The following is a 16,076-nucleotide window of genomic DNA, read 5'->3' on the forward strand; positions in this document are numbered from 1 at the left end:
CATGGCTGGTACACCGCATGAAATTATTGAAAAAAATACAGGCTTGTTAGTCATTGGTATCGTGATTGCTATTAGTTTTGCAACGCTAGTTGAAATCGTGCCATTGATCTATGACAACAAGGGTCCTGAAGAAGGTGGGGTGAACGCTCCCCTTCCTGCTATGGAGCCTTGGACAGCGCTTGAATTTGAAGGTCGTGATATTTATATCCGTGAAGGATGTCACGTTTGTCATACTCAAATGGTTCGCCCATTACGTGCAGAAGTTGAACGTTATGGACCATATTCACGTGCCGCCGAGTCGACGTGGGATCATCCATTCTTATGGGGATCGAAACGTACTGGACCAGATTTAGCACGTGTTGGTGGCCGTTATTCTGAAGATTGGCAAAAGCAACATTTGATCAATCCACGTTCGCTAGTGCCTGAATCAGTTATGCCAGGTTTCCCTTGGTTGGCGACTAACGAAGTAGATGGCGAAAACATTCAAGCTAAAATGCGTCTATTCCGCGATCGCTTCGGTGTTCCTTATACTGAAGAAGACATTGAAGGCGCTCCAGATGCAGTGCTTGGCGCTACTGAGCTTGACGCTTTGGTCGCCTATCTACAGCAGTTAGGTACCGCAATGGAAGGACAGCGCTAATGGGTATTGGTGAATTACAAACAATTGCGACCGTTTCTGCCTTTATTGCCTTCGTAGGCGTTGCATGGTGGGCGTATTCGCCAAAAAACAAAAAACGCTTCGAAGAAGATGCACAACTTGCGCTTGATGACGAGGATATAAAATCTCTGTCTGAAGAGCAGCGCAATAAGGATAAATGATGACATTTTTTTGGAGTTCTTGGATCACGCTAATCAGTTTCGGTTGCTGGCTTTTTATTCTTGGCGTTCTGTTGTTTGTACTAAAATACAAACCAGACGTTGAGGAAGACGGTACTACCGGTCATGAATACGATGGTATCCGAGAATACGACAAGCCGCTTCCTAAATGGTGGTTGGTGATATTTTTTGGCTCGATCGTTTGGGGTGTGGCGTACTGGGTATTCTTTCCAGCTATGTTCCCAGCACATTGGAAAGGTATCGCCACCGTAGAAGTTGACGGTGAGACTGTACCGTGGACCTCTAAAAACGAGTTGTTCAGTGAGCTTGAAAGTAACAACAAAGTATTTACCGATAATTTTGAAAAAAGCATTTTGGTAAAAGCAGACGCTGCAGGTGCGACTGCGACACTTGGTACGCTAAACGAGTTACAAGCGACCATGCGTCGTAGCGAAAACCCGCCAGCAGATCTACAGACTAAAATTGACGAAAAAGTTGCAGAACTTGCTCCTTATGTCGAAAAACTGTCTGAAAATCCAAATGCTTTAAAAGTTGGTAGCCGCTTGTTCTTACAGAACTGTTCTGTATGTCATGGCTCTAACGCTAAAGGTGCGACAGGCTACCCTAACCTAACCGATAATGATTGGTTATACGGCGGCGAAGCTAGCAACATTCTGACTACACTACACAATGGTCGTATCGGCGGCATGCCTGCTTGGCGCGATCAGATCGGCGAAGACGGTGTTCGTGCAGCTTCTGAGTATGTATTGTCACTATCTCCAAATAACGGTAGTAAGAGTAACGGTGAACTTGATCAAACTTTGGTTAATCAAGGCGAAGCTATCTTTAAGCAGCAGTGTGCACTATGTCACTCTGAAAGCGGTAAAGGTATGATTTCAGCAGGTGCACCGAACTTGACTGACAATATCTGGTTATATGGCGGTGAGCGTGAGACTGTACGTAATACATTACGTTATGGCCGTGCTGGCGTTATGCCTCAGTGGGAAACTAAGCTAGGTAATGAGCGTATCATGCTACTTGCTGCTTATATCTACTCACTATCAGATAAAACAGGCAAATCACCTGAAGCAGCACCAGTTACTGCTGCTACTCAGCCTATAGCAACTGAAGAAGCAACTGCTAACTAAGACGTTGTTACTGTACTAAATATGGATGAGATTTAATGAAGGGAGAACTGTTATTGCAGTTCTCCCTTTTGCGTATAGTGGTATTGATTTTCATTTAAAAATGACAGTGATGAGCGGCTATAAATACTAGAAATCGTTCTCATATACTCATTGCTTTTTACGATTATTACCCCATTATTAGTAGGGAGAATGTTAGAATAGCTATTTTTTAAAATAGTCTATTGGTCACGGCTTTATATCGCTCTGACTCAATCACATAACACGATAGTCAACTTCACATAAATTAGATGCAGGTTTGTTTAGTCTACTATTTGTAGTACCTTCACTCCCCTTTGCTTGTATCAAGATTATGTTGAACCAACTATATTTACAATCGATCATTTGGTAAGCAGATTAGAAGGTTTTTCATCGAATTTCCTATCCGCTATTTACTGACATTGATAACATCATACACTCATATACCTCGACGCTAGAGGTGTTTGTTCATCATGCCAGCAGACTGATTCTTTTTTAAAGAGGCACGTTTATGTCAGCACAACAATCCAATAAAATTCCTGTACAACAAGTCGATCTTGATGCCACCAAGCATCGTGTGCATCCGAGGTTTGTCACAGGTTTTTATCAAAATATTCGTGTCATCACGATGTATGCCCTTTTGGCGGCTTTTTTACTTTTGCCATGGCTGCGCTATAATGATAGACAAGCAATATGGTTTGATGTGCCATCGCAGCATTACTATATTTTTGGCATGACTTTTTTGACGCAAGATTTTTATTTTATTGCTGCATTTGCCATTATTGCAGCGTTTACGCTGTTTATGGTGACGGTATATGCAGGACGCGTTTGGTGTGGTTACGCCTGTCCTCAAACGATATGGACCCATCTATACCAATATGTTGAAAAATGGGTGATTGGCGATCGTAATAAACGCATCAAGTTTGATAAAGCGCCATTAAGTGCGAGCAAAGTATTCAAACGCACGGTTGTGTATTCAATTTGGTTCTTGCTTTCAGTGATTACAGCGGCGACTTTTGTCAGCTACGTGGCGGGAACAGACTCTCTATATCATAGCTGGCAGTCAATAGGAATGATTCCGTTCCCTGATTGGCCAACATGGGTATGGGTCTCAATGTTTATTTTCACCTTTGCTACTTATGCCAATGCAGGCTACATGCGTGAGCAGATGTGTGTACAGATTTGTCCTTATGGCCGTTTTCAGAGTGTGATGTTTGATAAAGACACATTGATCGTATCTTATGATTATGAACGCGGTGAGCCACGCGGTGCCCGTAAAAAGGGCACAAATCCAGAGCACTTAGGCGATTGCATTGAATGTACCATGTGTGTGCAGGTCTGCCCTACTGGTATCGATATTCGTGATGGTTTGCAAGTTGGCTGTATCCAGTGTGCAGCTTGTATCGATGCCTGTAATGAAGTGATGGACAAGGTCGGCTATCCGCGTGGACTGATTCGTTATACGACCGAACGTCAGCTGGCAGAAAAAGAGCCAAGCCGCGTACTGCGCCCACGACTATTTGCTTATTTGACATTGTTAGCTGTGCTATGTGGCGGTGTTATATATGCGCTGACCGATCGCGTGCCCTTAGAGATTGATATCCGCCGTGACCGTAATCAGTTGTCGTCTATCAATAATCAAGGCATGATCGAAAACAGCTATATCGTCAAGCTGACCAACAAAACCCAAGAGCCTCACAATTATAAAATAACGCTCGCACCGCAAGAGGGTTTGAGTTTAGAGCTACGCTTCAACGATGTACCTTTAGAAGCAGGCGAAAGCTTCGATATGCCTGTCAGTATTTATGGTGATCCTGATGTGATTGAGTTTGGTCAAACGCCAGTGACGTTAAATGTGACCAGTGAAGACGGTAAGTACAAAGTCAGTAAGCAAAACGTCTTTACGACTCAAGGTCAGTAGTTCATCACTGAGTTGATTATTTAGTTTCCTTTATGTCATTCGGTAGCCAGCGACTTTGAAAGTCAAAGGCTATCGGGTGAATGATTTATGATTAAACTGGCAGCGCTTAGCCGTCAAATTGTCCGTTGATACCATTTGTCGATATCTGATAAGCAGATCTTTGATAAATAAGTATCTGATGAATAGGTATTTTATGTCTAATCCAGCACCGAATTTTAAACATCAAGATACTCAGCCATGGTACAAGAATTACATGGTTATGATCTTTGTGATTGGTATGCCAGCTGCGGTCGTGATCGCTTGTATCTGGTTTGTTTACTACTCTTACCAGATCCGCGACAGCGTGGTACGTGACGACTGGTATATGGATGGCAAAACGCTCTATCACGACGTATCACGTGACAAGCTTGCTTATGATTTGGACTTGCATGGCAAGATGCAATTTTCGGATAATGGCGATGTTGTGTTTTATCTCAATTATCCTGAGCAAAGTGTGCAGTCAGGCAAGCTATTGAACGGCCAGCCACTTACTTATCCTGATACGCTTGATCTTTCAATCTCGCATGCAACCGACATCAAAAAAGACCGTGACGTCGTGCTAAAGCATGTTGAGGGCAATAAATACAGCGCCCAAGTGGATCTTGATTCGGTAAAAGCCAAATATTACCTGCAAGTGAATAACGATGGCAAGGACGATTGGCGTATGCAAGATGTCGCCAAGCTTCCGCGCTCAGAGGTTAGCTTTAAACCTTTACCTGTCTTTGCTAAAAGTTAATGCTGTTAGTAGCATCCAGACATAAAAAAACCAGCCACTCGTCAGAGATCGGCTGGTTTTTTTTGAGCTATTTAATATTCTACTAATGAATAGGTACTATTTAATATGACCCTGATTCATAACTACTAAATCACAGGGTTAATCGTTGGGATTTTCTGTGCTTTACGCTCGTTTTGCGCGGCTTTGTCCGTCTCTGTGGAATAAGGCTTGTCACTAGCGAACTTAGGATTGAACGTTTGCGTCCTTGGCGATACAGGTAAACCAATCTCAGCCAAACTCTCTGTCTGCCCGGCTTGAATATTGTCGCCTTCAAATAAACGCTCATCATTATCACGATCAAGACTGAGTGTTTCAAAATCAAAAAGCTCACGATCAGCTAATTGCGATGGCGCAACGTTTTGCATTGCCTTAAAGATAGAAGCCAAACGCTGCGGATGAGCGTCATCCCATTCACGCAGCATATCGTTGATGATGGCACGCTGTAGATTAGTCTGGCTGCCACACAGATTACAAGGAATGATTGGGAATTCCTTTAATTTGGCGTACTCAATGATGTCTTTCTCTTCGACATAGGCCAATGGGCGAATCAGCATATTTTGCTTGTCATCACTCAGTAGCTTGGGCGGCATGGATTTGAGCGCACCACCATGGAATAAGTTCAAAAAGAAGGTCGCCAGCATATCATCACGATGATGGCCAAGGGCAATTTTAGTCGCACCAATTTGTTTGGCAAAGCCATATAGTGAGCCGCGGCGTAGACGTGAGCATGCAGAGCAATAAGTCTTGCCTTCTGGCACCACGCTTTTGACGATGCTATATGTGTCTTTTTCTAAAATATAGTGAGCGATGCCCTGCTCGTTTAGATACGCAGGTAAAATGTCTTCCGGATAGCCTGGCTGCTTTTGATCAAGATTCACCGCGACGATATCAAAATGAATCGGTGCAATGCGTTTTAGCAGCAATAAAATATCGAGTAAGGTATAGCTGTCTTTACCACCCGAAACACAGACCATCACCACATCGCCATCTTCAATCATATTAAAATCGCGGATTGCCCAAGAGACTTGGCGACGCAGCTTCTTTTGTAGTTTACGAAAGTACGCTGATTCGGTAGGTGCTTTCGCATCGGCAAACTGCTCGTCAATCATGTCCTCATCACTGCCCTCTTCAAAGACGTCATCGTACTCTCTACTATCAGTATCGGTCTCCAAAGCCTGACTATCAAAGCTCATTGCATCAGATACATCATCAGCTTGAGAAGGAATATTCGGCGTAAATAAGGTTGCTGCGGTCATAAGTTACTCAATATCTTTATAAGGGTGATTTTACTATAAAGCGATTTGCGATAAGGCTTTTAAAGCGTTATCACCAATGTCATGTGACTGATACTTTAAAAGCTGCGATTATAACAAATATTGCTAACAGATTGAAAAGATGACAGTAATACCGACTTTATTTTATTGCAGTGCTATGTAAACTAGCTTAGTGACGGGTGATTGGTCGCTTCGTGGTTCTGTAGTAGACGTATTTTTGCTAAAATAGCCGTTTTCGTAAACCAATAATAGATATCACTATGACTAACGTTACTTTGCAAGACACCCCCAATCAAGTATCAGATGCTGATTTAGCTGCTCTTACCAAAAGCCAAAATGCGGTTGTCCTTTTATCAGGCGGTCTCGATTCGGTGACTTGCTTATATTGGGCAAAAGCGCGCTATGCATCAGTGACAGCAGTCAGCTTTAACTATGGTCAGCGTCATAATAGTGAACTTGTGGCCGCAAAGACCATCGCTGAGACAGCAGGCGTCAATCATAGAATCATCGATATTGATATCGCACAACTGGGTGGTTCATCATTAACAGACCACAGCATGATCGTGCCAGACGGTGATTCGGACAAATTCCCTAGCAAAAAACGCGACGAAATCGATAACGACGCTATCCCAAATACCTATGTTCCTGCGCGTAATACTATCTTCTTATCATACGCGTTAGCAGTCGCCGAAGTCGCTGATGCCAACCATATCGTCATCGGTGTCAGCTCAGTTGACTATTCTGGCTACCCTGACTGTCGCCCAGAGTATATAGCTGCCTTTGAACATATGGCCAACCTTGCGACAAAAGCAGGCGTTACTGGTCATCGCTTATCGATTCAAACGCCATTGCAGCAACTGTCAAAAGCCCAAACTATTGAGCTTGGTCTGTCATTAGGTGTCGATTACGGACAGACGATTTCTTGTTATCGTGCAGATGCCAATGGCCTTGCTTGCGGTGTTTGTGATAGCTGCGCATTACGTCGTCAGGGCTTCGCCCAAGCTGGCGTAACTGACCCTACTCATTATCAGTCTTAATTAATTTTAGTCGGTCCTATATAGACTGGATACAGTATAAGGCGCACTTATTCCACTATCCTTCCTTATGTCTAAATCATATCGAACCCACTATGCATTAACGCTAAATGTTGCGTGGTATGATGATACCCATCAACATTCGCGCAACATTCGCTTGCATTAACACAGCACGTCGTTCTTGTATTCTAATCGACATACTTGCTATCGTATGAACGATTATATTTATCGAAAGATGTAACTGACGATATCGGTCACTCATATATTGATGAGTTGACTTTGCATTGAGTAAAAGACAAAAAATTGACGCTACCCGTAAGAGGAAATTTATGAAGTTGTTGCCAGTACTACCCCTAGCCTTAGCGGCCCTGTTTGCCTTGCCACAAGCCAACGCTGCTGACATTAAGCAAGACAATATCAATTCATGTGTCAATGGCGCAGTCAAGTATAAAGTCGCTGACAAAAGCAACGCAACCAAACTATGTAACTGTACTATTGGTGTGCGCAGCAACATGACTATCGGTCAAATGTGGGAAATCGAAAGCTACGCACAAGACAAGAAAGACCCTTCTAACCTGCCATATGTGAAAGCGATGCAAAAAGATCTGCAGCAGTGCACCGTTGGCTTAGATTTGAAGAAGCCACAAAAACCTGCGTAACCTCTAATCGTTTGATATACAAAAGACTGGCCATTGCCAGTCTTTTTTGTTGCCAATGAATGGACAAAGTGTAAAACTGATTATTTATTTCTACTAATCTGCTTATAATAAGAACACTATAAATAGAACCATCATTAAGCCAGTACACATAACTAAAATTAATAAGGATTTTACAATGGCCAAGCCAACGACAGAAACCATTCACCTACCTGATTTTCCAGTAACCATAGTACGCAAGCTTGCTGGTAATTTTATCCATGATGAAATTAATTTAAAAGAAATGGTCGCCAATACCGATAAAGGCCTTATTCTGTATTTTTATCCCAAAGACAACACGCCAGGCTGCACCACACAGGCAACAGAGTTTACCTCGCACCTTCATGACTTTGATGAATTGGGCTACGACATTATTGGCGTCTCTCGTGATAGTGTTGAATCTCATGAAAAATTTATCGACAAATATGACTTACAGATTCCAATCATCAGTGATACTGATGAAAAGCTATGCCAGTATTTTGATGTTATCAAAGAAAAAAATATGTACGGCAAAGTTACGTTAGGCCTTGTACGTTCGGCATTTGTATTCGATAAAAACAGTGAGCTGACTCATGCTCAGCGTAACTTACGTGCTAAAGACTATACCAGTCGCTTACTGACTATATTGGCGCCATAATTACTGGTTATGTACTTAAATCAGTATTATTGGCACTATAATTAAGTCAATATTCATCATAAGAACGATAAAAATAGAATAAAAAAATATAAGCCGAGAATTTAGTCTATTACTGAATATAACCTTTACCCTATTAGAGAATAATATGAATAAACAATCTGGCACTACCACTGACGATACGCCGAGAGAAGTCACGCGCAAAGTATCTGTCGCTATTATTGGTGCTGGTACCGCAGGTCAAAATGCTTTTCGCCAAGCAAGTAAAATCAAAGATGATGTGGTCATTATTAATGAAGGGTTTTGGACCACGACCTGTATTGCGGTCGGCTGTATGCCTAGTAAGCTGCTAATTGCAGCTGCTGATCGCGCACACGATGCCAACCATTCTGCTGAATTTGGTATTCATGCAACCGCGCAAGTCGATGGCAAACGAGTCATGGAGCGTGTGCGTGACGAACGCAGTCATTTTGCCAGTTACATTAAAAAACAAGTAGACAGCTGGCCTGATCATAAGAAAATCGACGGTCGTGCTCGTATTAATGAGCAAGGGCTAATCGAGGTCAATGATGAGTTGATTGCTGCTGAGCAAATCATTGTCGCCACAGGTAGCTCGCCGTTTATTCCTGATGGATGGGCGGAGAAGCTTGGTGATACTATGCTCACTTCTGATAGTGTCTTTGAGCTTGAAGACTTACCAAAAACGATGGCTGTCGTCGGTGCTGGTGCCATCGGTCTAGAGCTTGCACAAGCATTCACACGCTTGGGTGTAGAAGTCACGCTGCTAAACCGTGCCAAACAAGTGGCTGGTCTAAAAGATGATGATATTAATAATAAAGCCATGGATTGCTTAAGTCATGAATTGACCATGCATCTAGGCAGCGAAATTACCGATGTAGGTACACAAGCAGATGACGGTAATAAAAGTGCATTTATCAAATATAAAGATAGTGCTAGTGAGTCTCAGCAATGGCAAGGTGAGTACGTCTTAGTTGCTACTGGTCGTCGCAATGATATTAAGCAGCTAGGTGTCGAAAACTTAGGCGTTAAGCTAGACGATAAGAACCGTCCAAAAAACTTGAGTAAAAAAACAGGTCAGATTGGCGACTTAAACGTCTATATCGTTGGTGATGCCAATGCTAATATTCCGTTACTGCATGTGGCTAGCGATGAAGGGTATAGTGCAGGCAGTATGGTCTGCGAAAATACAGAAGCGGCTTATATTCGCCCACCTGCGACACCTTTTTCTATCGTATTTTGCTCACCGCAAATCGTCAATGTTGGTATGTCTTTACCAGAGATTCAAAAAGATTCAGAACTCGAATTCGTTATCGGTAGCGTGAGCTTTGATAATCAAGGACGCAGCCGTGTGATGGGCGTCAATTGCGGATTGCTACATATCTATGGTTGCAAAAAGACAGACAGAATTTTAGGCGCTAGTATGGTCGGCCCTGACGCTGAATATATCGGTCATATACTTGCTACAGCAATTACCAATGACCTAAGTATCAAAGACATGCTCGACACTCCTTTTTATCATCCAACGATACTAGAGGGACTACGTACGGCTCTACGTGATGTACAGTACAAAATGGAGATACCTTTCCAATCTCAAGATGCTCAAGAAAACAATTTTTAATCTACTAATTGGTTAGTTCCTCAAGTCAGTAATAATTTCAAACTGGCACTAATGAGTTTGAAGCCTTGCCCCTATTTGATTGCCTTGACGACTTGAGGTAATTTATAAATAGATATTCGTTTACAACTTTTTGTACAAACACATCCTGCATGGACGAAAAAATGCCAATCGCTAGTGTTACCGACTTTTTTGAAGAGATCGTTCGCGACTTACATACTAGCCTATATCTTGCTCTCGGCGGCTCTATAGATGAAGAGTCACTTAATTGGTCCTCTCAAGCAGTAGAATTGGCGAGCACTGGCATCAAAATCCTAATACTGCTTGCGGTATTGGGATTTTTTTATTGGTTGGCCAATTATATTCTTAGACAAAGCCAAGCCAAAATTAGACTAAATGAGCGCCGCACTAAGATTGTCCGTTCAGTTTTGCGCTATGTCTGGATTGTCGCCAGTCTGATAGCGATTATGAGTCAGATAAACTTTGAGCCAGAGACCATCAAAGCCACCGCAAAGGCAAGCACTTGGGCGGGCATCTATTACGTACTTTGGGCATCATCAGGACAAATCATTCACAGAGTCCTGCAGCACTATGGGCTCAATGCTTCCATAGAGCAGCTACTCAAAAATATTTTATCTGTATTACTATTGGTACTCGGGCTTGCCAGCGTCATGGCGCAATTTGGCTTCGACATTGTATCGTTAGTGGCGGGTTTGGGTATTGTTGGTTTGGCGGTTGGCTTCGCCGCTCAGTCTACCCTTGCTAATTTTATCGCTGGTATCACTATTTTACTTGAGCAGTCTTTTCAGGTCGGTGATTGGATTCATATCAATGACAATGAAGGGCGCGTAGTACTTATCGCGTTGCGCACCACTCATATCCTCACTCGAGACAATATCACTGTCATTATCCCAAACTCCAACGTTGCCTCCTCCGAGGTGATTAACCTGACGTCCAAAAACTTTATCCGTTTTGATATTCGTGTGCGTATCGCGTTCGAAGATGATATTGAGACGGCTCGTAAGGAAATTTTGCAAGTACTCAGCAATACCGATGCGGTGCTTAATCGTCCTGAGACCTCAGCGACCGTGGCAGAAATTGGCGAGTACGGGGTGTTCTTTATCGTACGTTTTTGGGTCAAACCAGCAGCCGTTGCCCGCATCCCCAAAATCAAAGAAGTGCTGCAAGAAGAAATTAAAATTGCATTTGATGCTGCCAACATTTCTACGCCCTATCCGCATATGCGATTGCTGATGCCAAAGGATGTTGACTACCCTATCGCGACTAAACCCTTTGCAACCACTACTCAAATCGTCCCAGAGGAATTACCACTGACGAAAGGTGAGTAGAGAATTTGTTTTCCCGTATTTGACTATCGCATCTTAAAATCTTAAACACGGCTACTTTGAACCATCCTACTGTGAATTATGGTAAAATTGCCGGTTACACCGATTATCTTATTATTTGCTTTTTTGTCAATTTAGCCCACAGGTACCCGTATGACCGAACAAACCGCGCCCGCATCTCTAACAGCAGCTTCACCAGAGTTGTCGCTTGATCTTATTATTACCTGTGCCGATGGGCTTGAGGCACCACTTCAGACTGAGCTAACCAGTTTTGGCATTGACAGCGAAATCAAAAGTACCGGCCGTCTAGCCGTAACTGGTGGCTTGCGTGAGCTATATACCATCTGCCTATGGTCACGCGTGGCCTCGCGGGTATTGATGCTGATTAAACGTAAAAACATCAATGCAGAATACGACGTTGCAGAGCAGCTATACGGCTTGGCAAAATCGGTCAATTGGACTGAGCAGTTTAGCCTAGAGCAAACCTTTGCTATTCGTCTGTCTGTCGATAAGCGTGTCGCTGTCAGTCAGCAGTTTGCGATGCTACGTATCAAAGATGCAATTGCCGATACGTTTAACGAAGTTTACGATAGCCGTCCTAACGTCGATAGCAAAAACCCAGACTTCTCTGTTTTTGCAACCATCAATGACAAGCAAGCTGAGTTGTATTTAGATTTATCTGGTACCAGTTTGCATCGCCGTGGTTACCGTGTGGCCATGACAGAAGCACCATTAAAAGAAAACTTGGCAGCCGCCCTACTCTATAGCGCTGGTTGGCACAAGAAAAATGAAGCTGGCGACGCACCTTTCTATAATGCGTTAATCGACCCAATGTGCGGCTCTGGAACGTTCCTTATTGAAGCGCTATTGATGCATTGCGACTATGCCGTGGGTATCGACAAAGCTGCCAATCAATTTGGCTTTTACCAGTGGCAGCATCATGACGAGACGCTATGGCAAGAGATGATTGATGATGCTCAAACGCGTTTCCGCGAAGCATTAGAGATTGCCAACGAGCAGCCTGATACGTTGCCACTTATGCTAGGCTTTGATGCTGATAGTGGTGCGATTCTTGCCACAGAAAAGAACTTAATTGCCGCAGGTCTACAGGACATTTTACCGCTACTCGATATCGAACATCGTGCGCTTGACCAACTCAGCAACGTGCTCAAGCCATTGGTTAATGATGGTCGATTGAGCAACCCTTTGGTCATTACCAACCCACCATATGGTGAGCGTTTGGGTGATGAGGAAATGATTAAGCCGTTGTATCAAGCGATTGGGCTGATATTGCAAGACAGCTTTGCCGGTAGTGGCATTGACCCGATGCTTGGCATATTGGCCTCTCATGTTGAACAAGTAGATATTCTACCGATTAAAGAACCAAAAACCTTACGCTGTCATAATGGTGCTATCACCGTCTATTTCCGCTACGGAACGCTTATCGCTGGGCAAACGGGCAATCTTGTTAGTCGTTTTGAGAAACGCGAGATCGAAGTAGAAGATGGTCAAGACTTTATTAATCGTCTGCAAAAAAACCTTGCTAAACTCAAGAAACTGGCCAAAAAAGACAATGTAAGCAACGTTCGTGTTTACGATGCTGATTTACCTGATTTCAAAGTCGCGATCGACTTATACGGTGATTATGCGCATGTGCAAGAATATGCGCCGCCAAAGACCATCCCACCTGAAACTGCAAAGAAACGCTTTAACTTGGCATTGATGGGTATCCGTGAAGTCTTTGATATTAACCGTGAACAGATCTTTATCAAAACGCGTGCTCGTCAGTCTGGTAACGATCAGTACAGCAAGCAGAACACCACAGAAAAACGTGGCAAGTTTCATGTTGCGCGCGAAGATGGTGCCTACCTGTATGTCAACTTTACAGATTATTTAGATACTGGTCTGTTTATCGATCACCGTAATATGCGTGCTCGTATCAAAGATAACAGTCGCGGTAAAGCAGTACTTAACCTGTTCGCTTATACTTGTACCGCAAGTGTGCATGCAGCGCTTGCTGGTGCGAAAAAAGTCACTAGCGTCGATTTGTCACAGAACTATCTAGATTGGGGCAAACAAAACTTTGTCTTGAACGGTTTGGACGTTAGCCGCAATAAATACCAATTCGTTGCTGCCGATATCTTTGAGTGGATTAAAGACAATACCGAACAGTTCGATGTTATCTTTATTGATCCGCCGACTTTCTCAAACTCTAAAAAATTCCAAGGTACTTTTGATGTGCAACGTGATCATGCTGCATTGATTAATCGTGCGATGAACCGTCTAACCTCTGATGGTGTCTTGTACTTTTCTAACAACTTTACGCGTTTTGAGTTAGATGAGCAGTTGACTCAGCGTTATGACATCATTGATATCACGCAAAAAACCATTGGCTTTGATTTCAATATCAAAAAGCCGATTCATCAAAGCTTTGAGATTCGTCATCGTCAAAGTCTATAATTCGAAGTTTTAAATTTAAAGCTTAGAATCTAAAGTCCGTAAACAGGATTTTGATAAATAAGACTATAGATTTATAAGGGCAATATAAGTACCTGAAACTTCTGTTTTTTGCCGAATGTATATGAAATATAACAATGGCCCAATCAGCTTTGATTGGGCCATTTTTTGTTGCTATGATAGAGCGTTACTAGGCGATAGATTTGCGCAGTTATTGCGTAAGCATCGCCTTTTTTCGATGACCTTATAAAACCACTAACGTCTAATAAAAAGGATAACACCATGGCTTTATCACTTAATAAAGGCGGTAATTTATCGCTAACGAAAACTGACCCAAATTTAACCAAGCTACTTATCGGTCTTGGCTGGGATGAGCGCGCCACCTCTGGTGCTGAGTTCGATCTCGATGCTAGCGTTTTTTTGCTAAATGGCGCGGGTAAAGTACGCGGTGATCACGACTTTATCTTTTACAATCAGCTGAAGTCTGACAATGGCGCTGTTGAGCATACTGGTGACAACCGTACTGGCGAAGGCGACGGTGATGATGAAGTTATCAAAGTAAATCTCACTCAAGTACCTGCAGATGTAGATAAAGTAGTCGTGACAGTGACTATTCATGACGCGGCTGCGCGTAGCCAGAACTTTGGTCAGGTCGCAAACGCCTTTATCCGTGTCGTCAATGAAGAAACAGGCACTGAAGTCGTACGTTTTGATCTAGCAGAAGATTACTCTGTAGAGACAGCGATGGTGTTTGGCGAAGTATATCGTCACAACGGCGAATGGAAATTCCGTGCTGTTGGTCAAGGCTATTCAGGCGGCTTGCAAGCGATGTGTCAGCAATACGGTGTTGATATCTAAAACCATTATTTACTGGTATTTAGTCAGTTATTAGTCACCGTCATCACGTCCAAAACAGTAAACTGCCATCGTTGCAAATAGTCACAATTTTTAATGGCCAAATGACTAGTAATGCTTTACGTTTCGTTTAAAATTATGCATAAAAAGTGGTTAGTAATAACCGCTTTTTTGCGGTTCATGCCTATACTAGGTAGACCTTAGCTTTACGCAACCATACAGGATGTGTCATGAGACATTTTTATTTAGACTTTATCTTTACCGCAATTGCTTTGGCAATAGCAGCATGGTGGGGATATTCACATGGCGGTATGGGTGGCATGATAGCCACTCTTTCTATTACCGCTATTTTGGCCGTCATGGAGATTTCATTATCTTTTGATAATGCGGTGGTCAATGCTTCAGTCCTTAAGGGCTGGGACGAATTTTGGAAAAAGATATTTTTAACCGTTGGTATCCTAATCGCCGTATTCGGTATGCGATTGGTCTTCCCTATTGTCATCGTCGCGGTTACTGCTGACCTTGGTATGATGGAAGTCATCAACTTGGCTTTATATAGCCCTGAAGAGTACTCAGCAAGACTGATGGCACACCATGCAGAAATCTCAGCATTTGGTGGTATCTTCTTACTATTGGTGTTCTTGAACTTTATTTTTGATGACAAAGAAGTACATTGGTTTGACTGGCTTGAGAGCCGTTTAGCCAAGCTAGGTAAAGTCGATGCCATGAGCGTATTTGTAGCGCTTATCGTCTTGATGATTGCGGTATCGTGGGCTAATGCAGAGCAGTCAAGCGCTGTCCTAATCGCAGGTGTTTGGGGTATCTTGGTTTATCTGGGCGTACAGGTTGTATCAGGTATGCTTGAGGGCGATCTGGAAGAAGACCTAGAAAACGAAGAGAATGGTTCGGGCGCTGCGGCGACCAGTGCCATTATGAAAGGCGGTATCATTGGTTTCTTATACTTAGAAGTCCTAGATGCCTCATTCAGTTTCGATGGTGTGATTGGCGCATTTGCAATCACCAATGACGTGATTGTTATCATGTTAGGTCTTGCGATTGGTGCGATGTTCGTACGTTCTATGACTATCTTCTTGGTAGACAAAGGCACGCTTGACGAGTTTATCTATCTTGAGCACGGCGCACATTATGCTATCGGCGCATTGGCACTGATTATGCTATTGTCAGTGAAGTTCCATGTACCAGAGATTATCACTGGTCTGATTGGTATTGCCTTTATTGGTTGGGCGCTGCTAGCGTCACTTCAGCATCGTAAAGCTGAGAAAGCAAGCCTGAACTAGGGCATGTTCTCAGTGTAGTCTGTATTTGGTTTAGTTATACATCTAAGCAGGTCATATCATCAGGTATGGCCTGTTTTTTGTCATACTATTTTTGCCTTACTGTTAAGTCATATTGAAGCCCCAAAATATCGGA

At 43.0% G+C, this 16,076-nt stretch carries 14 protein-coding genes; 13 read left to right on the forward strand and 1 reads right to left on the reverse strand.

Annotated features, from left to right (window positions below; translation table 11 throughout):
* Position 1: 1 nt before the first annotated feature.
* The 5 genes from ccoO to ACQKCG_RS00175 all read left to right on the forward strand — a co-directional run bounded on the left by ccoO (position 2) and on the right by ACQKCG_RS00175 (position 4,675).
* The gene (gene ccoO, locus ACQKCG_RS00155) at positions 2-640 is read left to right on the forward strand and encodes a cytochrome-c oxidase, cbb3-type subunit II (protein WP_057760802.1); all 639 of its coding nucleotides are present in this window, start codon (positions 2-4) and stop codon (positions 638-640) included.
* A complete protein-coding gene (locus tag ACQKCG_RS00160; protein ID WP_057760804.1) occupies positions 640-819 on the forward strand; it encodes a CcoQ/FixQ family Cbb3-type cytochrome c oxidase assembly chaperone in 180 nt (59 codons plus the stop codon). The genes ccoO and ACQKCG_RS00160 overlap by 1 nt, the downstream gene beginning before the upstream one ends.
* A complete protein-coding gene (locus ACQKCG_RS00165; RefSeq protein WP_427584930.1) occupies positions 819-1,964 on the forward strand; it encodes a c-type cytochrome in 1,146 nt (381 codons plus the stop codon). Before ACQKCG_RS00160 ends, ACQKCG_RS00165 begins: the two co-directional genes overlap by 1 nt.
* 526 nt (positions 1,965-2,490) lie before the next feature.
* Positions 2,491-3,900: a cytochrome c oxidase accessory protein CcoG gene (gene ccoG, locus ACQKCG_RS00170; protein ID WP_427584931.1), complete on the forward strand. Its 1,410-nt coding sequence runs from the start codon at positions 2,491-2,493 to the stop codon at positions 3,898-3,900.
* 193 nt (positions 3,901-4,093) lie between these two features.
* Complete coding sequence (locus ACQKCG_RS00175; protein ID WP_427584932.1) at positions 4,094-4,675, forward strand: FixH family protein; 582 nt, start codon at positions 4,094-4,096, stop codon at positions 4,673-4,675.
* Between the two features lie 125 nt (positions 4,676-4,800).
* Here ACQKCG_RS00175 and ttcA read toward each other — a convergent pair whose 3' ends face one another.
* The gene (ttcA, locus tag ACQKCG_RS00180; RefSeq protein ID WP_427584961.1) at positions 4,801-5,823 is read right to left on the reverse strand and encodes a tRNA 2-thiocytidine(32) synthetase TtcA; all 1,023 of its coding nucleotides are present in this window, start codon (positions 5,821-5,823) and stop codon (positions 4,801-4,803) included.
* 425 nt (positions 5,824-6,248) lie between these two features.
* Between ttcA and queC the strand changes: the two genes are divergently transcribed.
* From queC to ACQKCG_RS00220, 8 genes are all read left to right on the forward strand, one after another.
* Positions 6,249-7,025: a 7-cyano-7-deazaguanine synthase QueC gene (queC, locus tag ACQKCG_RS00185; protein ID WP_201567452.1), complete on the forward strand. Its 777-nt coding sequence runs from the start codon at positions 6,249-6,251 to the stop codon at positions 7,023-7,025.
* A gap of 326 nt (positions 7,026-7,351) precedes the next feature.
* The gene (locus ACQKCG_RS00190; protein ID WP_427584933.1) at positions 7,352-7,681 is read left to right on the forward strand and encodes a hypothetical protein; all 330 of its coding nucleotides are present in this window, start codon (positions 7,352-7,354) and stop codon (positions 7,679-7,681) included.
* Positions 7,682-7,856: 175 nt separating this feature from the next.
* Complete coding sequence (locus ACQKCG_RS00195; protein ID WP_201569965.1) at positions 7,857-8,354, forward strand: peroxiredoxin; 498 nt, start codon at positions 7,857-7,859, stop codon at positions 8,352-8,354.
* A gap of 145 nt (positions 8,355-8,499) precedes the next feature.
* Positions 8,500-9,990 (forward strand): dihydrolipoyl dehydrogenase, encoded by a 1,491-nt coding sequence (locus tag ACQKCG_RS00200; RefSeq protein WP_427584935.1) that lies wholly within the window; start codon positions 8,500-8,502, stop codon positions 9,988-9,990.
* Positions 9,991-10,151: 161 nt separating this feature from the next.
* Entirely contained in the window at positions 10,152-11,336 is a 1,185-nt protein-coding gene (locus tag ACQKCG_RS00205; protein ID WP_427584936.1) for a mechanosensitive ion channel family protein, read from the forward strand.
* A gap of 150 nt (positions 11,337-11,486) precedes the next feature.
* Positions 11,487-13,793 (forward strand): bifunctional 23S rRNA (guanine(2069)-N(7))-methyltransferase RlmK/23S rRNA (guanine(2445)-N(2))-methyltransferase RlmL, encoded by a 2,307-nt coding sequence (gene rlmKL / locus ACQKCG_RS00210; protein ID WP_290175454.1) that lies wholly within the window; start codon positions 11,487-11,489, stop codon positions 13,791-13,793.
* 279 nt (positions 13,794-14,072) lie between these two features.
* Positions 14,073-14,648 (forward strand): TerD family protein, encoded by a 576-nt coding sequence (locus tag ACQKCG_RS00215; RefSeq protein ID WP_057760825.1) that lies wholly within the window; start codon positions 14,073-14,075, stop codon positions 14,646-14,648.
* Between the two features lie 227 nt (positions 14,649-14,875).
* Positions 14,876-15,943, forward strand: a complete 1,068-nt coding sequence (locus tag ACQKCG_RS00220; RefSeq protein ID WP_057760827.1) for a DUF475 domain-containing protein — start codon at positions 14,876-14,878, stop codon at positions 15,941-15,943.
* Positions 15,944-16,076: the final 133 nt, after the last annotated feature.

The sequence above is a fragment of the Psychrobacter sp. NPDC078929 genome, from assembly GCF_050267985.1.
GTDB lineage: Bacteria > Pseudomonadota > Gammaproteobacteria > Pseudomonadales > Moraxellaceae > Psychrobacter.